This window comes from Sphaerospermopsis aphanizomenoides BCCUSP55 (assembly GCF_001586785.1).
Lineage (GTDB): Bacteria > Cyanobacteriota > Cyanobacteriia > Cyanobacteriales > Nostocaceae > Sphaerospermopsis_A > Sphaerospermopsis_A aphanizomenoides_A.
Window position 1 is genome coordinate 1 of the sequence record NZ_LUFH02000047.1, and the last position, 25,919, is coordinate 25,919.

General features: G+C 37.4%; 18 protein-coding genes. 8 read left to right on the forward strand and 10 right to left on the reverse strand.

The features are described from left to right. Positions 1 to 53: 53 nt before the first annotated feature. The 4 genes from A0J48_RS13500 to A0J48_RS13515 all read right to left on the reverse strand — a co-directional run bounded on the left by A0J48_RS13500 (position 54) and on the right by A0J48_RS13515 (position 8,637). Positions 54 to 3,251, reverse strand: coding sequence for a PAS domain S-box protein (locus A0J48_RS13500; protein ID WP_200323813.1), 3,198 nt, complete (start codon positions 3,249 to 3,251; stop codon positions 54 to 56). Between the two features lie 22 nt (positions 3,252 to 3,273). After that, positions 3,274 to 3,720 carry a response regulator gene (locus tag A0J48_RS13505; RefSeq protein WP_200323815.1) on the reverse strand — a complete coding sequence of 149 codons (447 nt, stop codon included), beginning with the start codon at positions 3,718 to 3,720 and terminating at the stop codon, positions 3,274 to 3,276. Beyond that, positions 3,710 to 6,013 (reverse strand): ATP-binding protein, encoded by a 2,304-nt coding sequence (locus A0J48_RS13510; protein ID WP_200323817.1) that lies wholly within the window; start codon positions 6,011 to 6,013, stop codon positions 3,710 to 3,712. Before A0J48_RS13510 ends, A0J48_RS13505 begins: the two co-directional genes overlap by 11 nt. A 224-nt stretch (positions 6,014 to 6,237) precedes the next feature. Then, on the reverse strand, positions 6,238 to 8,637 hold the full coding sequence (locus tag A0J48_RS13515; protein ID WP_200323819.1) for a response regulator: 2,400 nt from the start codon (positions 8,635 to 8,637) through the stop codon (positions 6,238 to 6,240). Between the two features lie 854 nt (positions 8,638 to 9,491). Here A0J48_RS13515 and A0J48_RS13520 point away from each other — a divergent pair. Next, on the forward strand, positions 9,492 to 9,935 hold the full coding sequence (locus A0J48_RS13520; protein WP_200323821.1) for a Tudor-knot domain-containing protein: 444 nt from the start codon (positions 9,492 to 9,494) through the stop codon (positions 9,933 to 9,935). 270 nt (positions 9,936 to 10,205) lie between these two features. On the opposite strand, the gene A0J48_RS13525 is transcribed toward A0J48_RS13520, so the two are convergent. From A0J48_RS13525 to A0J48_RS13540, 4 genes are all read right to left on the reverse strand, one after another. Beyond that, positions 10,206 to 11,120, reverse strand: a complete 915-nt coding sequence (locus tag A0J48_RS13525) for a DUF4344 domain-containing metallopeptidase (protein WP_200323823.1) — start codon at positions 11,118 to 11,120, stop codon at positions 10,206 to 10,208. Positions 11,121 to 11,585: 465 nt separating this feature from the next. Next, positions 11,586 to 12,536 (reverse strand): AAA family ATPase, encoded by a 951-nt coding sequence (locus A0J48_RS13530; protein ID WP_200323824.1) that lies wholly within the window; start codon positions 12,534 to 12,536, stop codon positions 11,586 to 11,588. A gap of 34 nt (positions 12,537 to 12,570) precedes the next feature. Further along, the gene (locus A0J48_RS13535) at positions 12,571 to 13,656 is read right to left on the reverse strand and encodes a DUF4350 domain-containing protein (RefSeq protein ID WP_200323826.1); all 1,086 of its coding nucleotides are present in this window, start codon (positions 13,654 to 13,656) and stop codon (positions 12,571 to 12,573) included. Between the two features lie 104 nt (positions 13,657 to 13,760). Then, positions 13,761 to 14,369 (reverse strand): DUF4129 domain-containing protein, encoded by a 609-nt coding sequence (locus tag A0J48_RS13540; RefSeq protein ID WP_200323828.1) that lies wholly within the window; start codon positions 14,367 to 14,369, stop codon positions 13,761 to 13,763. 254 nt (positions 14,370 to 14,623) lie between these two features. Here A0J48_RS13540 and A0J48_RS13545 point away from each other — a divergent pair, with 254 nt between their 5' ends. The 5 genes from A0J48_RS13545 (at position 14,624) to mltA (ending at position 21,486) form a co-directional block, all read left to right on the forward strand. Further along, complete coding sequence (locus tag A0J48_RS13545; RefSeq protein ID WP_200323830.1) at positions 14,624 to 15,088, forward strand: NADAR family protein; 465 nt, start codon at positions 14,624 to 14,626, stop codon at positions 15,086 to 15,088. 455 nt (positions 15,089 to 15,543) lie between these two features. After that, positions 15,544 to 18,267 (forward strand): GAF domain-containing sensor histidine kinase, encoded by a 2,724-nt coding sequence (locus A0J48_RS13550; RefSeq protein WP_200323832.1) that lies wholly within the window; start codon positions 15,544 to 15,546, stop codon positions 18,265 to 18,267. 683 nt (positions 18,268 to 18,950) lie between these two features. Further along, complete coding sequence (locus A0J48_RS13555; RefSeq protein ID WP_200323834.1) at positions 18,951 to 19,721, forward strand: hypothetical protein; 771 nt, start codon at positions 18,951 to 18,953, stop codon at positions 19,719 to 19,721. Between the two features lie 275 nt (positions 19,722 to 19,996). Continuing rightward, positions 19,997 to 20,245, forward strand: coding sequence for a hypothetical protein (locus A0J48_RS13560; RefSeq protein WP_200323836.1), 249 nt, complete (start codon positions 19,997 to 19,999; stop codon positions 20,243 to 20,245). Then, a complete protein-coding gene (mltA, locus tag A0J48_RS13565) occupies positions 20,245 to 21,486 on the forward strand; it encodes a murein transglycosylase A (protein ID WP_200323872.1) in 1,242 nt (413 codons plus the stop codon). The genes A0J48_RS13560 and mltA overlap by 1 nt, the downstream gene beginning before the upstream one ends. Before the next feature lie 113 nt (positions 21,487 to 21,599). Here the strand turns inward: mltA and A0J48_RS13570 are convergent, their stop codons facing one another. After that, positions 21,600 to 22,475: a DUF5895 domain-containing protein gene (locus tag A0J48_RS13570; RefSeq protein ID WP_200323838.1), complete on the reverse strand. Its 876-nt coding sequence runs from the start codon at positions 22,473 to 22,475 to the stop codon at positions 21,600 to 21,602. A 509-nt stretch (positions 22,476 to 22,984) separates the two neighbouring features. Here A0J48_RS13570 and A0J48_RS13575 point away from each other — a divergent pair. Beyond that, entirely contained in the window at positions 22,985 to 24,343 is a 1,359-nt protein-coding gene (locus A0J48_RS13575; RefSeq protein WP_200323840.1) for an AAA family ATPase, read from the forward strand. Between the two features lie 2 nt (positions 24,344 to 24,345). Continuing rightward, positions 24,346 to 24,849, forward strand: coding sequence for a hypothetical protein (locus A0J48_RS13580; RefSeq protein WP_200323842.1), 504 nt, complete (start codon positions 24,346 to 24,348; stop codon positions 24,847 to 24,849). Between the two features lie 345 nt (positions 24,850 to 25,194). On the opposite strand, the gene A0J48_RS13585 is transcribed toward A0J48_RS13580, so the two are convergent. Next, positions 25,195 to 25,884, reverse strand: a complete 690-nt coding sequence (locus tag A0J48_RS13585) for a PHP domain-containing protein (RefSeq protein WP_200323844.1) — start codon at positions 25,882 to 25,884, stop codon at positions 25,195 to 25,197. Positions 25,885 to 25,919 lie beyond the last annotated feature (35 nt).

A 25,919-nucleotide genomic window follows, 5' to 3' on the forward strand; every position in this document is an offset into this window, starting at 1 on the left:
AATGGACATCTGCTTTGTGAAGCATAACGTGAGCTAAAAGCCCATTTTTTCGTTCAAGTCACACTGTTCCCCGTTCCCTGTTCCCTGTTCCCTTCTTCTACAGTTAACCAGACATTTGAGCCGGGAAAGGAAAATTTAATGGCGTTGCTGAGGAGGTTGATGAGGACTTGTAACAGACGATCTGGGTCGGTAAGAATTTGTAAAGATAAGGATGTAGAATTCAAGGTGATGTTACCTTGGCTTGCCATTTCTTGCATTTGGGCAATGGCGCTATTAATCAAGTCGTTAGTGTTGCCAGGGCGTTTTTTAAGATTGATTTTGCCTGATTCCAGACGTTCTAGATCAAGAATATCGTTAACTAGGCGGACTAGACGATCTACACCTTCTGTAGCAATTTCGATAGTAGTTTCACCTTCTGGGGAGTTGGCATCTATGATTTTGTCATGGAGCAAACTGAGCGCCGCTTGCATGGAAGTGAGAGGAGTCCGCAATTCATGGCTGACGACTGAGATAAATTCAGCTTTCATTCGGTCTAGTTTATAACGCTCAGTGATGTCTTCACCAATGCTAATAGTACCGATGGGATTTCCCTCTACATCTTGCAAAATGGTGTTGCTCCAGGAAATCATCCGTTCTTCACCTAATTTGGTTAAAATCTGATTTTGATAATGAGGATGGAGATTCTTATCTATTACCTCTTGGAAACAATTTTCTATTAAAGGTTGTTGACTTTGAGGCAGGAAATTATTAAACCAATTTTTACCTAAAACTTCTTCTTTGGTGTAGTTGGTGAGTTGCAAAAAGAAAGGATTAGCATACTCAACATTACCATGAATATCTAAACCAATTACTATTAACTGCACATTATCTAGGAGTGATTTCCAGCGTCGGTCTGATTCTTGGAGAGCCGCTTCTATTTGTTTTTGCTCAGTTATATCACGAGCGATAGTAGATATATATTGTGTATGGTTGCTACCAAAAGTATGAGCAATCAGCACTTGAGAAATAGGAATTTCTTGCCCTTCATGGTTTAAAAAGGCTGTTTCTCCCACCCAAACACCATGTCGGACTGCGTAAGGAATGGCCTGATTTTGAATGATTTCTAAAGCCCATAGGGGATGGACATCAGCAATACCAATGTGACCTGCTGGTGCATTCTCAGCTAAACCTACGAGACGACGGCCAGCTTTATTAACATATTCTGTTTTTTGGTTGTCAAATCTCACTGTAGCAATAACATCAGAAGTAGCTTCTATAATAGTAATCAGCTTTTCTCGCTCCATTTCTAAACGTTTGCGTTCAGTGATTTCAATGACAATAGTTCCTAGTGCTACAGGATTTCCCGTTTCTCCAAGAATAGGAAAATAGGAGACTAGCCAATAACCTATGACTCCTGGCTGACTAGGAGCAGGACTGCTAATTTCTAAGTTACAAATCGGTTGTTTAGTATCTAGAATAGTTTGTAATAAAGGTAAAACTTTTGTGGCAATTTCTGGTATCAACTCCATCACTGATTTACCCAGATGCGCCTCAATACTATATCCGTTAATTTCTGCCAATTTCTGATTAATTTTTAAGAATCGGAACTGATTATCAACTATAGATAATCCTACATTTACTTGACTTGCAGCATGAAAAAATCCATCTAATAATTGTTCCCGATTTCTTAATTCTCGCTCTAGTTTCTCTCGCTGAAGCAGTTCTCTTTGTAGGTTATGGTTAGCCTCAGCTAGTTGTACTGTGCGTTCTGTAACTCGCTTTTCTAATTGCAAATTCAATTTTTGTAGTTCTATTTCTATTCGTTTGCGGTCAGTAATATCTTCCGAGAAAATGATAATGCCACAAATTTCATCATTGCTATTATACCAAGGACGGACTTCCCAACGTAACCATTGATGTGAACCATCTGCTCTGATAAATAAATCTTCATCACATTTCTCGACTGCACCAGCAAGACAACGTTGATGAATTTGTTGCCATTTTTGAGTAATTTCCGGGAAGATTTCGTAATGGGACTTACCAATGATGGCTTCTATGGACTCAAGTTTATAATCATCTATCCATCGCTGGCTGGCAATAATATAGTGCATATTGCGGTCAAACATGGCAATACCCGCTGGTGCATATTTAGCAAATAACTCCAGTTGTTTTTCTCGTTCCTGTAAAATCGCTTCTGCTTGAATTCGTTGTGCTAGTTCAGTTTGCAGCTTTTCTATTAATGATGCTTGTTGAACAGCAATTCCCACCTGGATGGCTAATTGGTTCATCAATTCCACATCGGAACTCGTCCAGTTTCGGGGTGCTGTACACTCATGAGCAATGAGTAATCCCCAAAGATTTTCTCCTTGGATAATGGGTACTATTAAATTTGCCCGAATCATCAAAGAAGTTAAAAATTCCCGGTGGCATTCTGTCAAACTAGAATCTGTATTGACATCATTAATTGTTCTAGTTCTTCCCTGTCTATAAGGTTCTATCCACATTTCCGGAAAGCACTCTTCTTTAATTATCCAGTGAAGAATGGAAAATGCTGAGTCAGAGACAGATTCTTTAATAACTAAGCCAGTACCATCAGCTTGAAATTGGTAGATAATTGTGCGCTCGCTCTCCAGAATATTTCTAATTTCTGTAACTGTCGTATGAAGAATATCTTCAATATTCAGACAATCCCGGATAGAAAGTGCAGTTTTGGTCATTAATTGTTGTCGCTGTTGTTGCCGTTCTCTTTGTTGAATCAGTTGAGTCTGTTGTAGGATATTGGTAATAGCTTGATTTAGATTGGCAGAGGTGACGCGGTTTTTTTCTAAATAATCCTGTGCGCCATTTTTAAACAAATCAACAGCAATATTTGTACTTTGCTGACCTGTGAGGATGATAGCAGGAATTCTATCTTCACCTGTTTGTTGTCGTAATTGCTGCAAAAACTCTAACCCATCTATATCGGGTAAAAAGTAGTCAATCAGCATTACATCTGGCATCTGCTTTTGACACCAAAGTAAAGCATCCTCAGCATTATCAAACTCAACAATCTGGTAATTACGAAGATGATTATGGGTAAGATAGCGGTGGTAAGTAACGCGATCAGCTGCTGAATCATCCAACAATAAAATAGTATATTGCCTCGTCTCTAGAGGCTCCATAGACTCAATAGTTTGCCGACTGATCTGTTTTCTTTTGAGGGTAGCTACTTCTGATCGCAATACCTCTAATTCAGCAATTAGTTGTGTTTTATTTTTATAGTAATTTTCCATGCTACCTCCCATTAGTGATAGCTTATTCAGGTAAAACAGAAAATTCAAACCAATATCGAATTAAAATATTAATTGTCTCTGTTAAAGCTGATAAACCCATTGGCTTTAAAATATAATTATTGACTCCTTGCTCATAACAAAACTGCACGTCTTTTTGATTGAAAGATGTGGTAAACACAACCACAGGAATCAATTTTAATTCTTCATTTTTTTTGAGAGTTTCTAATACTTCTCTACCATCTGTTCCCGGTAAGTTTAAATCTAAAAGAATTAAATTAGGACGAGGGGCTGTTTCCGGTTTAGCATAGTCACCTGCTTGCAACAAGAAATCTAAGGCTGTATCACCATCACTACACCGATAAATGGGCTTGTAAAAATCCAAATTTTTGAGAACTCGTATGAATGATTCAAAATCTTCATCGCTATCTTCTATAACTAATAAGTTGATATTTTTATCTTCAATTTTCATTAGCTTTGGTAAGAGTAAAATAAAATGTTGTTCCTGCTTTCAATTTTGATTCTACCCAAATTTGTCCTCCGTGTCTTTCTACAATTTTTTTAACTATGGTTAGTCCTGCACCTGTTCCCCCTCCATACTGACTTTGCCCATGCAAGCGTTTAAAAATACGAAATATAGAATCTAGATGCTTTTCTCTGATACCTATGCCATTATCTTTGACATAAAAAATGGGGAGATTATTTTGAAAACAAGGATGCTCAATTAATGACCAGTTAGGTTTACCTATTGTCCAACCAATTTCTATCTGTTTTTCTGGTTGTTCATTATATTTAATAGCGTTACTCATTAAGTTAGTATAAATTTCTTCTAATAACACCCGGTCAGCTTTGACGACTGGTAGATTTTTAGCAATTTGGAGATTAATTTGAGAATCTGATTTACTCATTTTGATCAGATCAAAAACATTATTAACTAAATCATTTAAGTTAATATCAGTCCGGTTTAATTCCGCACGAGATAACCGGGAAAAATGCAGTAAGGCATTAATTAGATTCTCCATGCGCGTTGTTAATTTCATTAAAGTATCTAATTTGTGTACTCCATCTGCATCTAATTGATGTCCATAATCTTCTAACAGAAAGTTAGCATAATTGTGAATGCCTCTTAAGGGTTCTTTCAAATCATGGGAAGCAATATAAGCAAAAGCATCTAATTCATTATTGCTGTCTTGTAGTTGTTCATTAATTAATGCTAGTTCATCGGCTTTTTTCAAAATAATCCCCACAATGACACTACGTAATTCAATCGCTGCTTCAATTTCATATTTCTGCCAGGATAGACTTTTAAGTTTGACAATTTCTTGCCATTTTTTAAAAGATTTGCGGGGTGAAAGTGTCAGATTACCATCTTCATCAATATTTTTGTGTTTATGGGGATTTCCTCCCCAATTTACAGTTTGAATAACTTCAGGACGAAACCAGATAATGAAATTGTGTTGTAATTTAGTAACAGCAACAACAATTACACCAGACGCTAATTCTTTAAACTGTTCTGCGGGTGGATAAACTTTAGGTAAAATATCTGTATAATAAAGATTATTTTGTAGATGAGGTTTAAGCCAATCTATTAACTGATGAATTTGCTGTTCTGAGGGAGTAGAACCCAACAATATCACCACATCATTAGAAATAATGGCTGCTCCACTAGCTTTAACTAAATTCAATAAATCGCTTTGATTGTTTGCTAATACATCCACAAAATCTTCTGCTTCTGAGAGTTTTTCAACAAAATTAGACAGCAAGTTTTTAAATTGTATTTTATCAGTTAAATTTTCTTGTTCTTCTTTATTACTTAATTCCAGAGACATCAATTGTCCAATTAATTCACAGAAAGTTCGGACATGATAGGAAAGATATTTATCTGTTTGATGATGACAAGCAATTAAACCCCAAAGACGATGATTTTGTAATAAAGAAATTGACATTGATGCACCTACTTGCATATTTTGTAAGTATTCAATATGCAGAGAGGAGACACTTCTTAAAATTGAAAAGCTTAAATCTGGTGCATTTTGGGTATGAGGAGAAATACTAGGAATTAAAGCCGCAGGTTGATAATTTACATTAGGAATTAAACGTAATTTATTTAAGCGGTATAGTTCTTTCGCTGGTCTGGGAATATCGCTATCAGGATAGCGTAAACCCAAATAAGAATCTAAGTCGTCACGTTTAGTTTCCGCGATAACTTCTCCTGAACCATCAGGATCAAAACGATAGACCATCACTCGGTCAAATCCAGTAATTTCTCTAATTTCTTCAGTAATTAATTGACTTAAATGGCTGACATCAGATACATTTTTAATTTTTGTAAGCAGATGACGAGTTAATTGATAAAAATGGAAAAAATCATAATTTTCATCTCCCTGTAAAGGTTCAAGTTCTAGAATTAATAAATTATCGAGTGAACGATGCACAATCCCATGAATAGGGATAGTTTCTCCTTGGGAATTTAGTATATTTAAATTGAGTGGATTGATTGCCTCAAAATCTCGTTCTAAACAATCATTGATAGCGTTGATGTCGTCGGAATTAAAAAATTGATTCAAACTGGATTTTAATAACTCCTGAGGAGAATAGCCTAGAAGTGATTCAGTATTATCGCTGACTTGAGTAATTTGCCAGTCGTCTTCATTAAAAATCAGAAATACGCCATGAGGTTGAATGGCATTAGGAATATGAATTGGTTCACGATCGCAATTAGTGAGAGTAATTGGTTGATCAAAAATGTAATTTAGAGAAATCATAATTAAATTAGGAGTTTAGGAGTATGGCTAACGCCACGCTGCGCTATCAGGAGTATGGCTTACGCCACGCTATGCCTACGGCACGCTGCGCGAACGCTATCAGGAGTATGGCTTACGCCACGCTTCGCACTTCAGGAGTTCAGGAAGAAGAAAGAAGAAAGAAGAAAGAAGAAAGAAGAAATTTTTCCCCTGCTCCCACGCTCCCAAGCTCCCTACACCCTTATTTAAAAGGTTGCAGAACAAATACAATTTCTCCCCAGTGCTTTGGCTTGGTAAAGTGCGGCATCTGCTTGTTGGTAAAGTGTTTGTAAATCTTTGCCGTCATCGGGAGCTTGAGCAATTCCCCCACTAAATGTTACCTGAAATCTAGTTCCATCGGGGACAGTGAATGAATACTGACTAAATTGCTCAAGCACTTGTGCTAATCTTCGCATTCCATCTTCTTTGCTTGTCCCATACATTCCTACCACAAATTCTTCACCACCCCAACGTCCAACTACATCTTCCTGTCTAAAAGATTGGCTGATAAGTTTGCCAAAATAGTTGAGGACGCGATCGCCCATTTCATGACCATATTTATCGTTAACAGATTTAAAGTGATCTAAATCCAGTATGGCTAAACTAAAAAGTTGTTGTTGTCGTTGTGCTAACTGTAAAAATCTTGTTAGGTCTTGTAAAGCTTGCCGACGCAGACTTACTCCCGTCAGTGCATCTATTTCTGCCATTCTCCACAGTTTGCGTTGTTCTAAGCGAGTTCGCACACGGGTTAATAATTCCGTTGGCACAATTGGTTTAATCAAGAAATCATCCGCACCAACAGCAAAACTATGTTGAATAGTGGCAATATCACTATGGGAAGATAAAAACAAAACAGGTAAACGATTCCATCGGGCATCATTGCGGACTACTTGACACAAATCAAATCCACTCCAAAAAGTGACTGTATTTTCTTTACTATTTTGATGGGAAATAACACTAAATTCAACATCCAAAATTAACAAATCAGGAATTGTTTGTTCTAGTGTCTCCCAGAATTTATGGGGCTGATTTAATAGAGTCAGCTGATATCCAGAGGGTTCTAATAGGTTACGCAAAAGATTTAGCAACCCTAGATCATCATCAACAATCAACAACTTAGCTACAGATTGATTCACCTGTTGTATGACTTGGGTGATGGTCGCTAATACTTCAGTGGGAAGTATTGGCTTCTGTAAAAAGGATTTACATCCTAACCGCGCTGCTTCTACCCGTTGAGTAAAGGAATCTTCAGCAGTCAGCATGAAAATAGGAATCTCTGGATACTGGTTACGTACTGTTGCTAGAAAATCTAACCCATTTTCTGAAGAATCAGGAAAGTTGATATCCAACAAAATCGCATCAAAGTGATGAGCTAAAAATTGCTGTGCTTGGGGGATATTAACTGCTATTTCGGTTTTAAATCCCCAATTTGTGGCTTCTATTGCTATCTGCTTGGCTAAGGACAAATCATCATCTACGATCAATAGAGACGCTGAAGGGATAATAGGCGCTAGGGCTAGTAACTGTGAATATTCTGCTTGATTTTCAAAACTGTATTGCTCTATTTGCTGTTGTAACTGTGTTACCAGTTGCCCTATTTTTTCAATTTCCGGTGGTTTTAATTCTGTTTCTTGCTGGAAAAACTGCTGAATCTGACGAGAAATTTGAGAAGCTACATCTAAACCAAAACATCCTAATGAACCAATCAGGGTATGTGCTTCTCTTTCAGCTTGATGTTTTTGTATAGGTGTGAGAGTCCCATGTTGTAAAGCAGTAATAGCTTGTTGAATAATAAAAAGGCGATCGCTATAAGACTGGCTATATTTTTGCCAAACAGTTTTTAGTTCCGGTGCAACATCATCTGCGGGGACAGGTGCAGAAGTAAGATCTTCCTTCCCATTCTGATCTAAAACTTTCTGTTGCTTGAGTCGATATCCCTGTTTATAAATAGTTTCTAATATATCTGTAACACCCGCTTGTTTAAGTTTATGACGCAAACCCTTGATATGTGCGCGTACTGCTCCCTCAGTGGGAGATTCATCTGCTGTCCACAGTCTGTCTAATAAACGACAAGGACTAAAAATTTGCTCAGGATGTCGCAAAAAAAGTTCTAGTATTTCATATTCTTTTGCAGCTAAATAAATCGGCTTTCCTTGATAGGTGACTTCACAACTATTCGGGTTTAGTAACAAATCACCCCAAGTTAACAAAGGATTTCTTTGTATCTGGTTTCGTCGTAGTAATGCCCGAATTCGAGCTAATAATTCATCTAGATCAAATGGTTTAGCTATGTAATCATCAGCACCTGCATCCAACCCCAGAACTTTATTTGTCACTTCATCCAATGAAGTCATTAAGATCACAGGGGTGTCACGATTAGGATTAAGAGTAGAAGAATTATTAGCCCGGAGTTTTTTACAGAAACTAATACCATCCAGCTTCGGTACAATTACATCTAGGAGGATCAGATCATAAGTATAAATTTCTGCTAAGTCCCATCCTGCTTGACCATCCTGGGCTAACTCAACCTGATAGCGTTGCTTGGCAAATGTCATCTGTAGCAACTGAGCTATGTTTCTATCATCTTCGACACAAAGAATTTTCACATGGGTTTATCCTTCCTTCATGTCATGGAAATAATGAACATCTGGATTTTTCACAACGTATTCAATATTAGCATTTTTTAACCAATGTAGATACCAGTTTTCCTACATAGGCAGTCAGCAAGGAGTAGCAGCTTGTCTAGCATACTGGTCAAAAGTCAGCAAATTAAAGGCGCAGTTAAACTGAAACCAAAAGGTGTTGTGATAATGACTTAAACAGTGTATTCGGACTTTTTTCCGTTATTAACGGCATTTCTTGCCAGCATCGGCGACAAAACCAATATGTATGATGTTGGCTAAAATTGCGGGTCATAGGGTAAGAACAGCAAGGACAGGTATTCATATATTTTTAAAAGGCTATTACAAAATTTTTGTGGCGAGCAATGCACAGAGAATTGAAGCAATCTCTTTGAATTTGAAGCTATGAAGAATTTATGAAATATTTGTGAATTGCAGTCAAATATTACAAAAATATAACAATTAAATACATTCCGCAAACCAGTTTAGCTTTTTGTGTATTTACAGCAGAATTCAGGAGTCAGAATTCAGGAGTCAGGAGTGAAAGCTCATTGCTGCTTGATAGCGCAGCTTGGCGTAAGCCATGTTGTGAACTTTAGTTTGTACCTCCAACTAGTAACCCATTTTCATAAAAAAAATGAAAGTTAGTTTTTTACTAATTTAGGGAACTCTATTTATAGAGTTCAACTACCCACACTGATAGTACTTTTTACTACTGGGGTAAAGTCAATAATGCAGTCAACATCTTGGTTAATCAAGTGTTGTAGTCAGTATCAACTTTATTCTATGGGCTGCGTTGAACTGTATTTTCATCCCATTGTTGCTTTTGAGTATTACTTATGGAGAAATCAATTATTCAGTTAGTTGACGAGTTATCAACTGATAATATTACCGTCAAAGTTTTAAAGGCTGTTGATTATGTAGCCCCAAGTCAATGGAACAATTTGGTAGGCTTTGACAATAGTATCCGCGCTATTACCGGAGAAACTGATGCCAAGGTAATCCAAAAAATTCGGGAGCGTGCTGTTGTTTTGTATCACGATCCTCAACAGGGCTACCAGAGTGCAATTAAACTTTATCAAACAGTTGATAAAGCAGACACAGCTATGGCAACTGCGGCTTTGGCAAACAAAGTGGGTGTAAAAGTGAAAGTTTGGGATGAGGACAATGAAGAGTGGTACTCTGCAAATATCAATAAAATTCAGGGTCAACAATACTTTGTCAAGTATATTGGTTATGACTCATCCTATGACGAATGGGTTGATTTAGATGATATTTGCTAATATGGCAGGTGACAGGTGACAGGTGACAGGTGACAGGTGACAGGGAAGAAAATTTTAGATTTTAGATTTTAGATTGAAGTTGCTCAAAACAATCCAAAATCCAAAATCCAAAATAAAGAACTCCCTGTTCCCTGTTCCCTCTCCCAAATATAAAATTTATTTTGCACGACTACTTATTTTCTGAGATATGAACGTTTTGTGTGAGTTTTGTACTGCACATAAGAATATTTCTTATATACCCCTATAATGCTTTTTAACCTACCTGCCATATCACAATAAATTTACACCTGCTCTTAAATGAGGACTTAATAAAATCCGCCAAGATTTGAGTTTTTTAATATAATCCATTTTGCAAGTAGTTTGTCTTTGTGGCGGGATACCGATTTTTTCTACTAAAACATTATATTCTTCAGGATTTTTACCATAAACCAAACAAATAATATTATAAAATCTCTGATAATTTAAAGAATGTTCATCCCAAAAAGATAAATCTTTACTCACATATTGTATTTCCCGGTTTCCGGACAATCCAAACTGAAGTGCAGACGCTAAAGCCGCATATTCTTGTCCTAATTCTGATAAAACAATTGTCGAAAATTCATCTACAGTATCTTCTTCTTTGCCAGTTACGGGTAAATCCAATTCTTCGATGAGTGTATGACCTAATTCATGAAAAAAAGTAAAAACGATTGTTCCTGCTACCTGACGATTAATTTTATTGATGAATTCTGATTGATTGATATTAGATTTTTTGGATTTATAAGAATTCCGACACACTTCTTTAAATCTCTCCATCAATTCATAGCAGATAGTAATACTCTGCTCAGAAGGTTTATCATAAGCGTTTACAGAACCACAATCACCCAAATTAATTTTGATATCATTGTGCATAATTACAATTTGGTTGAGCTTTTGTGATATTTTTTCAAATGACTTATATTTTTTAAATCTTTCTTTTCTTAGGATAGATTTTTTTCGTTGTAAAGTAGCATAAACAACTTTAAATTTACCTTTGGCTTCTACACTACTATTGATGATTATATTACTATTAATAATAGTATCAACAGAATTTAAATGATTTTGGTTAAAAGAAAGATTTATAAAAAGAAAAATTAACCCTACAGTCAGAATACTGGATACGAGGAAAATGCTTAATTTTAAACGAATTGATTGTAAGTATTTCAAAAAATTAAATATGTCAAACATACTTTGGAGTAGACGATATTTAAGAAAGCAAAGATTAGACAATGTACCAAGATTAAATATTTAATTTAGTTTATTTGGTTAAAATGACTTATTGCATAACAAAAAAAGCCAGCAAAGAATAGCTTCTGCACTGACAGTAATATCAGGTTCAAATGATGTTGAATTTACAACTTTATTCTCTTTCTTTAGGAGGATGATAATAAACTAAACTCTAGCAATATTTTTGTCAACTTTTATAGCAGGAAACAGACAGAACCCATGAGGTTGAATAAATTTTCCCCATGTAAGCTGTGAGACATTTAATGTAAGAATTCAGGAGTCAGGAGTCATAAGAAGCAGGGGTGCGGGGTGCAGGGGAGAAGAGTTATCCTCCTTGCTTCCTGCTCCCTGCTCCTTGCTCCTTGCTCCTTGTCCTCTTCACTGTCACCTGTCACTGGCTATACCTTATCTCGGAACTGGAACTTGACCAATTACCGCTGCAATTACAGAATCAATTTGTAACCCATCTAACATTGCTTCTGGTTTCAACAACAGACGATGACGTAACAGTGGTGAAGCCACTGCTTTGACATCATCAGGTGTCACAAAATCTCTACCAGCTAACCAAGCCGATGCTTGAGAAGTCTGTAACCAAGCACCAGCAGCGCGAGGAGATGCACCTAAAGCTAAATCAGGATATTGGCGTGATTTTCTCACTAATTCCAACAGATAATCAACTATTGCTTCAGAAATCTTGACTTGTTTAACTGCTTGTCTGGCCTGTAAAATATCATTTACTGTCGTTATTGGCTTTAATTTGGCAATATCTAATCGTCTAGCTGCAAAACCCGCTTGACGATTAAGTAACATTTGCTTTTCTGCGGCTTGATCTGGATAATCTACAACTAATTTAAATAAAAAGCGATCTAATTGTGCTTCTGGTAAAGGATACGTGCCTTCAAATTCTAGAGGGTTTTGTGTGGCAATTACCCAAAATAAATCTGGTAATGGTAGGCTTTCTCCATCTAGAGTAACTTGCATTTCTTCCATTGCTTCCAGCAATGCGGCTTGGGTTTTGGGGGGAGTACGATTAATTTCATCAGCCAACAGCATTTCTGTAAAGACTGGCCCTTTTTTGAGGGTGAAATCGCGGCTATTTAAATCAAAAATATTTGTCCCTGTAATATCTGAGGGTAAAACATCTGGTGTCAGTTGAAGGCGGCGAAAATCTGCTTGAATCAACTGTGCTAAAACTTTAACTAAGAGTGTTTTACCAGTTCCTGGTACTCCTTCTAAAATTATGTGTCCACCTGCTAATAATGCTATTAGCAATTGTTTTACAAGATGGGATTGTCCTACAACTATTTTATTGAGTTCTTGTCCAAGACTAATCAATACGGGATGTGCTGCATTCATATACAAAAATTTTTTAAATGTTAATTGACAATTGTCAATTTTTAATTTCCCTGAGTATACGCCATTTTCCTAACCAACTTAACAGTTCTTTTTCACTGATACGGTGTTTGGTTGCTTGTAGTTTTAATACTGCATCTAATTCGGCTGCACTCATACCTGTTTTCTCTGCCCAAGCTTTGAGTAAAACTTGATTTTCTAAGGGTCTTTGACCCAAACCCAACGCTTGTTGAAGTTGAAGTTGTTCTTGTTTACCCACCATTTCTAGTACAAAGTCGGTAGAGTCTGCTTTCTGTAATACTCCTGCTAATGCTTGGATATAAGCTTGACTGTTATCTAGAACTGGTGTTTCTAAAGTGATGGGTTTACCGAAACGACGATTTTGAGCCACAATTATGACTAAGAGGAGGACAGTGGCCTGTAGTAGTGCTGGGAATAAAGGAGTTTTCGCAAAGTAACTTAATAAATCTCCTTCTCCTTCCTGTTGTCTGACATCAGCATCTTTGTAACCGTGAATATATTCATCTACGAAGATTTTATGTTGATCTTTGGTCACTAAATCAGCTAAATAGGCTAAATTTGCTTCATCTTGATAAGCGTTAGCAGCTAAATAGGGTGTAGTTGCCCAAATAACTTTGCCTTTGCCGTATTTATTTTCCCAAACAACAGCACCAAAGCGATCGCCTAACACAACTTGTTCCGACTGCGATTTTTGATGTCTTCGGCTAGTATCAATTTTAATATCCCCAAGAGATGATTTTTGATTGGTGCTAAATTCTGCTGCTGTTGCTGGTCGTTGTACACCCAAAACTACTAATGTATTGCCTGTTTTTACCCATTCCTCTTGTTCTTGATATAACAATGATGTTTGATTTTGGCTATTAACTTGGATCAAAGTTACAGGTTGTTTTTCTGCTTTCAGTTCACTAACAGGCTTTTGCCAGCGTTGGATATTTGCTCCTTGAGCTTGCATAAAAGCATACCAAGCACCATAGCCTTCAGGTGCGCGATTATAAGTAGAACCATGATTGATTTTACTACTGGGAGCAACTATTAAACTCAGTAAAATCATCACTGCTAGAGCGATCGCACCTAGCCAAATCACACGGTTACGTTGTTTCATGAGTATGGGGTGTTCTTAATTTTGGATTTTGGATTTTAGATTTTGGATTGTTTTGAGCTACTTCAATCTAAAATCTCCAATTTTCTTCCCTATTCCCTTGCTCATTAAGAATTAAAAAGTTCTTGATAAGCTTGCCGACACTGTTGATAATTTTCTGCCAAGATATTGGCATTACCAAAGCATAATTGTTCATGGGTAGTAATTAAAGTTTCATAAGGTTGAATGGGAGTGACGGCAGAAGTTAATAATTGCAGATATTCTCCATCTGTGCGGCTCGGTTGTTGTGGTGCGATCGCTTTTTCATGTAATTGTTGTAATGTTGCTAAATATAAAAAACGGCAAGCTTCACGGTAGTTGCTCTGTTGATATAATTCCTGTGCCTTTGTTAACAAAAATTGAATGGATGTCTCACGGGTGGGAATTTGAGAATCAGCTATATGTGAGTTAGTAATTTTCATTAGCCAAGAATAGATATAAGGATTAAATTCTTGCCATAATCGCCAACCGACCCAAGCCACAAATAAACCCAGTATCAGCCAAGACAATATTTGTATCAACTCAATTACCCAAGGACTAATTGACCATTCAGGAGCTATCCTGGACAGACTTTTGATGAAGCGGTAATACTGGTAATCAAACCATTCTCCTATTTGTTGCTGCCACAAATAAGACTGCCATTCCCAACTTGTTTTTTCAAAAGCATCTGTAGACATAATTCGTAATTATTAATTTTCTCCTCTGCTCCTCTGCCCCCTGCCTCCTACTCCCTAGCCCTCAAAACAATGAGATATTTTTTTAGTTGTAAGTTCCAGTAGGCGAAGTTGAGACTCTTTGCCATATCATGGCGAAGATTCTTCATTCTAAGACCCAACTTGCTCAAACAAGATTTCTCCAGCATGAGTAGAGGTCGAATCTTCTGAAGCGTTCGGATCTAATAAAATTTTATATATAAGAGAGCAATTTTCAAATGACCATTTACTTTTACAAAGTTTGGCAGCCCTATGGCTGTTTTTCTAATTTTTCTCCCCATCCCATCGAAATCCAGGGTACTTACTGGCTAACAGTTGAGCATTATTATCAAGCACAAAAGTTTGTTGGTAGTGAGGATGCAATGATTATACCCTTAATCCATGCGGCTGCTACCCCTGAAGAAGCCGCTGCTTTAGGACGCTGTAGTACAAGACAACTGCGAGATGACTGGGAGGTAGTCAAAACTGATGTGATGCGAGCAGCTGTACTCAAAAAATTTCTCACTCATCAGGAGATTCGAGAAGTTCTCTTGGTGACAGGTGATGAAGTTTTGGTGGAAAACTCTCCGACAGATTATTTTTGGGGTTGTGGTGCGGATAAAACTGGTCAGAATCATTTGGGCAAAATTCTGATGAGTGTGAGAGAAGAAATTCGTCACTTACTTTCTTTCCAGTTGTTTTAAGTCGGCAAAGCCTGCCAAAGTACAGGCTTTTGAGGGTTAACTTTTGCTTATAAAAACTTGATATTTAATGCCTAGTCTGTCAGGCCACCTCAGTTCTTGAATTTTTTTACAACATTTTGATATTTCTATACAAAAATTAATAAATACCACGGAAAGAACGTAAAATTATTTAAGCAAATCTACGAAAGACATACTAATGTTAATTGTAGGAAAATCATGATATGAGAACATAAAACTTTATAATTAATAGCTTATTTTAATGATAAAAACTGTTGGAAGCTGAAAAAATCAGGTATTTTTACGTAAAATATTAAATAAATCTGGATATAAAATTAGTTATACTGTATGGATAAGATGAAGTTTCATAAATAAAAGATAATAAATCCATTAGGTTTAATTGAAAACTTCACGTCAGGACAAGGGGTAAAAACCGATAGATAAGGCGAAGATTTATAATGACTTTTACCGATAAGCCAAAGAGGTTGCAGCAAATAGATCAGGAAACTTTACTGCACCGAATGATCAAACAGATTCGGCGATCGCTGGATTTTCAAGAAATATTAATAAATACCGTAACGGAAGTGCGTTCCTTTTTAGGAACAGATCGAGTCAAAATATATCGTTTTCATGCAGATGGCAGCGGTGAAGTCATTGCTGAATCTATTGATCAACAAAGTCTGCCGTCATTACTAGGACTTCATTTCCCTGCTAGTGACATTCCAGCATCTGCGAAGGAGATGTTTTTATTGGCAAGGCAACGCTCTATAGTAGATGTAACTCAGGGGACAATCGGGTTATCACCACTCAAGTCAGCAAAAGATGGCAAACCCTTACTCACAGAGAATATTTATTATCGGCAACTAGACCCGTGTCATATTCAATATCTAAAGGCGATGGGGGTACAGTCTTCTTTGGTAGTGCCAATTTTAGAATATGACCCAAAAGGAGAAGCAACCCAGCCAAAACTGTGGGGATTACTGGTATCTCATCACAGTGAAGCACGAACAATATTGAAACGAGAACTCAAAGTAGTACAGCAAATTGCTGATCAAGTGGCGATCGCCATTTCTCAAAGTAACCTCCTCAGTGAAGCTAGAGCCAAACAACAACGAGAAGCCATCATTAACCAAGTTGCAACCCTTTTACATCAACTACCAACAATCCAGCTACAAAAAGCACTAGAAACAACCATTGCATCTTTTAAAGGCGTAGGTGGCAGGTTATATATTGAACAAAGTAGAGAAATATATACCTATGGAGAACAACCACAACTAGATCCAGAACTAGAAAATAGTGTCTTGGAACAGCATCCTCTCTGGCAAAACTGGATAGCTGAGTATAACCCGGGTCAAATTTTGGCAATTCCCGACCTTTATAAACAACCAAATTTAAGAGTTTTAGCCCTGGTCTTTCAGCCTACTCAAATTCGGGGAGTGATGGTAATTCCCCTGCACTATCGTGAAAATTTCATTGGTGTATTAACCATTTTTCGTGCGGAATTGGATATTGAAATCCTCTGGGCAGGAAGAACGGACAATAATAAGTATCAAGACTTACCGCGCCTTTCTTTTGAAGTTTGGAAAGAAGAAAGAAAAGGACTAGCACCTGCATGGACATCTGAAGACATATTATTAGCACAGGCTTTGTGTCATAACTTCTCAATGGCTATTCAGCAACAGCAAACACACCAAGAATTACAGATGTTGAATGCCAACCTAGAAATCAGAGTCCAGGAACAGACAGGAGAATTAGAAAAAACATTACTACTTACAAAGGCACTCAAGCAAATTACTGATCAGATTCGCAGCACCTTGGACTTGAATACCACCCTACAAACTATTGTCCGAGAAGTCCGTTCCCTGCTTAATTCCGACCGAGTGCTGATTTATAGATTAATGAATGAATCTGACGGTGAAGTGATTGTTGAGGAAAGCAATGGTAATTGGCTGTCAGTTTTGGGGCTAAAGTTATCATCAGAATGTTTTCCGGGAGAGTATGTCCAACTTTACATAGACGGCAGAGTTAGGGCAATTAACAATGTGGCCACAGATACGTTAAGTCCTTGCCATCGAGAATTGCTAGACAGTATGGCAGTGCAAGCCAACTTAATTGTACCCATCAAAATGGGAAACCAACTTTGGGGTTTATTAGTTGCCCACCAGTGTCAATCCCCCAGAATTTGGCAAGACGCAGAAATTGATTTATTACAACAGTTAGCAGACCAAGCGGCGATCGCTATTCAACAAGCCCAACTTTATGAACAAAGCTGTGCAGCAGAAGCGGAAGCCACAGCCAAAGCCGCGCAATTAGAGCATACACTTCATCAACTCCAAGAAACCCAAGCTAAATTAATTCAAACGGAAAAAATGTCCGGTTTAGGACAGTTAGTAGCCGGTATAGCCCACGAAATCAACAATCCTGTTAACTTTATCTATGGCAACCTCTGTCATGCCAGCAACTATACAGAAGATTTGCTCAAGCTTTTACAACTTTACCAGTCCCAATATCCCAACCCCAGCAGCGAAATTCGTGCCACTCTTGAAGCCATAGACTTTAATTTTGTGGTACAAGACCTACCAAAAATCATGTCATCAATGAAATTAGGATCTGATCGGATTCGGTCTATTGTCTTGTCACTACGTAATTTTTCCCGCCTGGATGAAGCTGAGAACAAGCGTGTTGATTTGCATGAAGGCATTGATAACACCTTATTGATTTTGCAACATCGACTCAAGCCACACGGTCATTTTCCCGGTATTGAAGTTATCAAAGACTATGGGGACTTACCAAAAGTAGAATGCTATGCCGGACAAATGAATCAAGTATTTATGAATGTGATTAGCAATGCTATTGATATTTTAACTGATGAGATAGAAGCTAGACCTGATTCTGACCATACCAAACCTTCACCTATTATTCGTATTTCCACCAGAGTTTCTGTATACAATTCCTATCTCCTCATCAGCATTGCCGATAATGGGCCTGGTATGAGCGAAGAAGTGAAAAAGCGAATTTTTGACCCCTTTTTTACAACTAAACCCGTAGGTAAAGGTACAGGATTAGGGTTAGCCATTAGCTACCAAATTGTTGTAGAAAAACACGGTGGATTGATGGAGTGCATATCACAACCAGGGAAAGGCACAGAGTTCTGGATAGAAATTCCTCTGAAACGAGGATAAGAAGGAGTTCAGGAACATGGCTTACGCCCAGCTTTGCTATCAGTAGGAAGAATTAGTTTTTTCATCCACGCCACACCCCACACTTCTACAAGCAAAAGGCAGTAAATTGCTGTATGTTTTCAAAACTTAAAATATTATGAGTAATTACTATCTCAATTCCCTCAACTATAAACATTTACCATTTGAAGGTTGAAGGTGTTAATGAAGATATTTCCTCAATTTTTCTTTACCATAAAAGTAAAGTTTAATTGCAAATATATCCAACTAAATTTAGAGGTGCTATCTTAATAATTGAAGCTAAAGAAAAAAGCTTCCCTGGCAGATCAAACAGCTAGAGTGAAAATGTAGTAAGAGGTTAAAACGCTGTTAAATTCCTATCTGTCTCGCAGTCGAAAAACCGCAACACCCAACGCGAACGCTTATATTCCCTCATATTATTGAGAATCAGGGGGCAATGTAACTGGTTTTCACTCCTTGTTGATCAAGGTGATGAAAGGAAGTACATCCCTGGCTAGAATCAACAAGGGGAGGGAGAAACCAGCTAGTAGATGTTGGGTGTTGTTGTTTTTGGCAATAGGTGACAGGTGACAGGTAAGAAGAAATAGGGTGATCAGCTGATAACTGAGCTAATGCGTAAGTTTGTACTACAATTGAATAGAAAAAGACAGTTTAAATAGCGATTTATGTCAATTATTGCGCTCCGAGCGTGGTATCTACAAGATTATGAGCCAATTTCAGAATTGGAAAAACGTTCTCCAGACATTCGTTTGAGTAAAAAAAGCTTGCTCAAAACTGGGTTGCGTGTAGACTTTTTAGAAGATAGCGATGAAGTTAAAGGGTCAACTTGGTTTAGACGTTATCTGGAAGGTGAAAATATTGAATTTTATATTGAGGGTAGTGGTGGTTACTGTGTAGCTAACATTGACTTGATTAGTCATGAGATTTATTTTACTAAACAGGCTTTGTTAGCGCAGTTAGAACCAACGATTTTTTTCTGCTATCAAACTGAGTATGCAGCAGCAAGTGATTTACTTAGAGAACAACTACAAGAAAGCTTGAAAACTCTCAACTTGCGCTCGCGTTTACCTCTAACATTAGTAGAATCATCCCGTCCCAGCAATGCACCTGTGCGACTTAACCGGACTGTGATGCGGAAAATTCGTAAGAGTTTATTGTTTATTGCTGACACTACAGCTATTACAAGTGTTGATCATCAAGAAACCCAGCAATTAATTCCTAGTCCCAATGTCTGCGTAGAAATTGGTTACGCGATGGAAAGTAAGAAATCTGAGCAAATTTTACTAGCACAAATGCAGCGTCCAGAATTAGAGGGGCAATATGCCTTTGATTTACATAAGCAGCAAATTTTACAATTTTCTGACGGGGCTGAATTGAATAAAATTCTCACGGGGACTATGGAAAATCAGTTAACACGATTCAAATTGTTTTTTTGATTTTTTGTGTCAAGTGGATGATATTAAAGTCTAAAATCGTAAGGATTTAGGATACAGAATACAGGATTGAGAATGAATGAGAGTTTTCGAGCGATTCTTGATAATTGAGGAGAAAACGTACTTCTGTAGCTGACTGCTACAAACAAATATTCTGACTCCTGACTCCTGACTCCTGAATTCTTACCTAAAATCCAAAATCCAAAATAGATTACTCTTTTCATGGAGGGGTATTGTGGTTAACAATGGGTTAGATGTATTAAAAATGATGTGAATTTATGCCTAGAACTCCAAACGAATATGCAGTCCACCTGCTGTTGGAAAGTGGTCATCGGGAAGAAGTGCGTTTTTCTACTTTTCCAGACTTTCAGAAATGGTACACCAGCGTGTTGACTCCAAAGTATGATTCAAATGAGTTTATTAACGTACCGATTAAGAATATTCAAGGTGAATATTTAGTGGTACGCCCGTCTAAGATTGTGGGGATTCGGGTAGAACCTGTTTTTAGTTCTAGTATTGAAAGATGATGAGAAAAACCCTTGCTTTGTTGTCCTTGAGTCTGGGAATTGCTGTTGTCAGTCCAGTTAGCTCTGTTATAGCTCAAATTATTATTCCCCGACCAGTACCAGTATCAACACCAGTACCAGTACCAGTACCCAGTACCCCGCCGGAAGTTGTAGCACCACTCCAACCCATTACCTCGGAAGCTGCTTGTAATTCCCAAAATTGCTTAGGTTGGGATGAACAACTGTGGGGTGGAAATGGCGATCGCCAAGCTTTGTTAACTTCGATTGATAACAGTTTGCGTTATTTGGGAACGAATAAAGCGATCGCTGCTTATGAAAATTATCCGATCAAGGAAATTACTTTGGATCGGGTGCGTCGGAGTTTGGTAAGATTTCGGCAACTGGTTGCTAGTTCCAAGTCAGCAGCAGAACTACAAGCCTCAGTCCATCGGGAGTTTGTCTTTTACCAGTCTGTGGGCAACGATGGCAAGGGTACTGTCAAGTTTACAGCTTATTACGAGCCTGAATATACTGCCAGCCGTGTGAGAACTTCAGTATATAAATATCCCCTGTATAGAGTCCCACCTGATTTTAAAGAATGGGCTAAACCTCATCCTAAAAGAGTTGATTTAGAAGGAAAAGACGGTTTACAAGGGCATAAGAGCAAATTGCGGGGATTAGAAATGCTGTGGTTTCGCAATCGCTTTGATCCCTACATGATTCAAATTCAAGGTTCAGCCCAAATTAAATTAACTAATGGACAAAGAACTTCTGTAGGTTTTGCGGGAGGAACAGATTACCCTTGGACTAGTATCGGTGGAGAACTAGCAAAAGATGGTAAATTGCCACTGAGCGGTTTAACCATGCCCAAGTTAATTAGTTATTTCCGTCAAAATCCCAGGGAGATGAATAATTATCTACCACGCTGGGAAAGATTTGTGTTCTTCCAAGAAACCAACGGTGCCGCAGCTACAGGCAGTATTAGCGTACCTGTAACCGCAGAACGGTCTATTGCTACAGACAAATCTCTCATGCCTCCAGGCGCATTAGCACTAATTAACAATTCATTTCCTTATCCTAACGGTCGTGGCAGACTAGAAGCTCGTAGAGTTAGCCGCTTTGTCTTAGATCAAGATACAGGCAGTGCTATTAAAGGCCCAGGAAGAGTAGATTATTTCATGGGTACTGGTAAACTAGCAGGCGATCGCGCCGGAATCACAGGCGGAAATGGGACATTGCATTATTTATTACTGAAAGAATAGGTGACAGGTGACAGGTGACAGGTGACAGGTGACAGGTGACAGAGAAGAGCAAAGGGAGCAAGAGGGAAAACTCTTCTCCTGCCTACACCCCACACCCCACACCCTACACCCTATTAATACGGTGGATAAGCAAAATCATCATCATCTGCATAGATATAGGAATTAGTAACACCAGGCATTTCCACTTTAGCAATGTCTGGTTTCATCACTTCCTTACCAAATTCTTTGTATTCTTCAAAGGTCTTACAAATTATTTCCGACTCAGGGGAATCTGAGGCGATCATGTAATCAGTTAAAGTTGAAACTGTGGGATGTTTATAATCTACAGTTGAAGCTACCAAAGCGATATTCGGTTCAATGCCTCTTTCTTCACATTCAATAATGGGGCAAAAGATGCCATGAGCATGGAATAAAGGTCCTTTGGGAGTTAGAGGTTTCTTTTGAAAACCTGCATAAGCTTTTTCTAATTCTCCAGCAAAACCGCCAGTAATTCTACCTTGTTGATATTCAGCATAGCTTTTACCGAAACTTGCTCCTGCCGCACCACTAAGAGTTAATTGTAAAGGTGAATTATGTAAAAACTTTTTATCTTCACCTACTAAAAAAATAAGATGGCGAGTGTAGATTTTAAATTTAAGTTTATTAGCTAAAAAATCATCTTTGTAATCTTTAAAAGTACCTAATCTAATTTTTGTTTCTCGGTCTTGAACAGACAAGGGACCACGACGAATAATTACTAATCTAGGAGTAGTGGTAATAAACACCTTGTCCGCTTCTCCCGAACTAAATTCATGTTCTATTTCTTGCCAGTTATCATCGGGTTGAAAACCCACAGCTTGAGCATTATCGAGTTTAATAGCTAAACCATAACTCTGTAAACCATCCGCACCATAGCGGGGATTGATCATTTGACACCAAGGGAGGACTTGAGAAGGTAGGGCGTTAAATTTTTCGTCTTCAAAGTCGAATTTAGCAGATGCTTTCGCCATTTTAGAATATCCGCGTGTTTAATTTTACAAGTTTATCTTTTGTACCATCCATCTAGGATTTCAGGCATCTTCTGAATTACATTTTAACAATTTCGTTTCAGTTATTGTTGGTTTGGGTTTCAGCGGGGGTTATTGGGTATAATTGATACATCATAGACGACAAGTGCCTGTTTTAAGGGTAATTTGTCGTGTTGTACCAGAAGAGGAGAAGAGGGAATGAACCACGAAGGACCGTTCACCGAAGGTGTTCCCGTTCGCGCAGCGTGCCGAAGGCATAGGGTAGGACACGAAGGAAGAGGAGGTTTAGTGATGAGAGCGATACCTTCGGTAAGCTATCTCCTCGAGACGCTGCGCGAACGCTAACGCACAACATCCACCTGATGCACATACAAAAATTATCCTGTACATCCTTTAATCCTGGATATCCTGACTCTGACAAATAAGTGTGGTTATTGGGTATGATTATGTTGATAACATATTCTATGATTGAGTAAGTTTTATTTTGCCTTATGCCTCAGCAGTTAATAATTCAAAATTTTGGACCAATTACAGACTTAAAGATTGAAATTCAAGACATACTCATATTTATTGGTTCACAAGCTAGTGGTAAAAGCACTGTTAGCAAAGCTATTTTCTTTTTTAAATCTTTGAGGGATGATTTAACAACCTATTTGTATCAGTGCTATAACGAAAAGCAATTTGAAGATTCAGTTAGTAATTTTGCTAAACGTGCCAAACAGAAGTTTATTAAAATGTATGGTTCGGTACTACAATTTCCTGAAATGGAATTAAATTATCAGTATGGAAACGGCATGGTAGTTACTGTTAAACCTTCTACAAATAAGCAATTTACAACTGTTGACTTTGATGATTTTTTTAAACAGAAGTTCCGTGATTTAGTAGATCAATCTAGAAATTTAAATGCTGAATTGCAGCAGATGAGTTCGAGAGTTTCATTTTCTTCTTCCCGTGAAATTAGTGCTATTAAGGCTAAAGAAGCAACTCTATTTGAGAATATTACACAAGAAGTCAACCAACTATTTAATGATGATAGAGATTTGCTATTTTTACCTGCTGGTCGTAGTCTGATTACTATTCTATCTCAACAGCGTTATAACATTGACATGGGAGATGATTTGACATCTAGTAACACTGATTTAGCATCAGATAGCCTAATTAAATTAGATTATTTAATGCAAAATTTTATTAACCGTATTGATAGCGCGAAACCTATTTTTAATCAAGCAATTGCTGATTTAATCAAGGAAAAACTTGCTACTTCTACTGATAATCAAACCCAGGAATCTATTGTTTTAGCTCAAAGCATTGTAGATGCTATTCTCAAAGGTTCTTATCGCTATCAAAATGGTACTGAAAGAATTGATTTTGGTAATGGGAAAAGCACATTAATCAACTTTGCATCATCAGGACAACAAGAGGTTGTTTGGATTTTATTATTGATTCTGCTTTTAATTCTGAATCAGCGTAAAGTATTTTTAGTTATTGAAGAACCGGAAGCGCATCTTTTTCCTGTTGCACAAAAGCAAATGATTGATTTAATTGCTTTACTAGCAAATCAATCGGCAAATCAAATAATTTTAACAACTCACAGTCCCTACATTCTTTCATCATTTAATAATTTACTATATGCCCATCAATTAGGATTGCAAAAATCGAAACAGGTGGAAGAAATAGTAAATCATAACCTTTGGATTGATCCTCATAGATTAAATGCTTTTATCGTAGAGCAAGGTACTAATCGTTCTATCATGGATTCAGAAATGGGGTTAATTGAATCAGCAGAGATCGATAGAGCTTCTGAAATTATTGTTAATACATTTAATCAACTTTTTGAAATTGAGGATTAAGTATGAGATGCAATTGTCAAGAGTTTGAAACAAAATATCCAACTTGTACGTTTTGTAATGATGGTCAGAAAATTACTGTACAAGAAAACAAACGAAAATATATCATCAATAATTTATCTGATCAACGAATTTGTAGAATTAAAATAGATGGTTGTGTAATTGATGCTCAAAATCAGCGTAAGTGTGATTATTTAATCATAGTATGCAAGACTGAAGCGGTGGCTAATGATAATAATATAGATGTTGCAGAAAAAATGTATTTTATTGAGTTAAAAGGTCAAGATTTGATCAGTGCTGTTGAACAATTAACTCAAACAATTGAATACTTTAAACCGCAAATTACTGGTACAGTTTTTGCTAGGGCTGTACTCAGTAGAGTTAGTAAATTTAATGCTCCTAAAAGTATTGAGAATGATTCTAGAGTAAAAAAATTAAAGAGTTTACTAAAAAAATATGGTGGTAATTTTGAATATAGCTCTGTGCAATTTGAAAAAGACAAGATTTAATGAGTAATAAGTAGTCGTGCAAAATAAATTTTATAGTTAGGAGAGGGAATAGGAAGTAAGGAATACAGGCATTTTGGGTTTCAACCAATATGTTAAATTAATTTGGCTTGGGTACTTATTTAACTGTTGAAATATTCAAATAAAATTGTATTCAAAATACAGCAGATTGCATATCAATCAAGTACACAATCTAACTTGAAACCTAGACAGAGAGAGTTTTACTTCTGACTCCTGACTCCTGCTGGATGGGTTAATAAACCAGTAAGATTATTCACGCATTTGTTGATAAAAATATTTATCCCCCTGGCTGTGTAAACCAGGAGTATAAACAAGGTGAATACAGATTTACAGCCGCTGGAGTATGTTTAACCCATGTGTATCAGTACCACAGGTGTTATATAACCCATACTCTTCAGATAACAGTTGTACTTCTTCTGTTTCTACAGGACTGGGTTTCCAGGGATTAGGATTGTTGTAAGCGTAGAAAGCCTCAACACCATCAATTTCATATTCCGCAGCTACAGGAATTAGATCAAAGTGCGATCGCCTGTAACGTGCTGGATGTGCTAACACCGCTACCCCCCCAGCATCATGAATAGCTGCTATCACATTAGCTGCTTGATACTCTTTCCCTGTAGTTGGTTTTTTTTGCAAGTAAGGCTTCATGCTGGAGTTTTCCAACTCAAAACCATAAGCCAAAATATGAACTTCTATATCCAACAAGTTGGCATTAATTTCTACACCAGTCCACAAATGAGGAACACTCACATCAGAATTATTCCACTTCCAGTCTTCTAACCAAGCGTGTGCTGATTGGTAGCCACCAATACTATGATGGTCAGTAATTGCCAGTCCTTTTAACCCAATAGCGATCGCTTGCTCCATTAGTATATTCGGCTGCAACCTTCCATCAGAGTGGACTGTATGGAGATGAAAGTTGTAGAACCGGGGACAACTTTGGGCATCAATACTGTGAAATACTTGTTTTAAAAGTTCTGTGGAAGCAGTAGAAGTCCGGGCAAAATTTACAACCATAACCCCCTCTGAACAACAATATGCGATTCAAAATA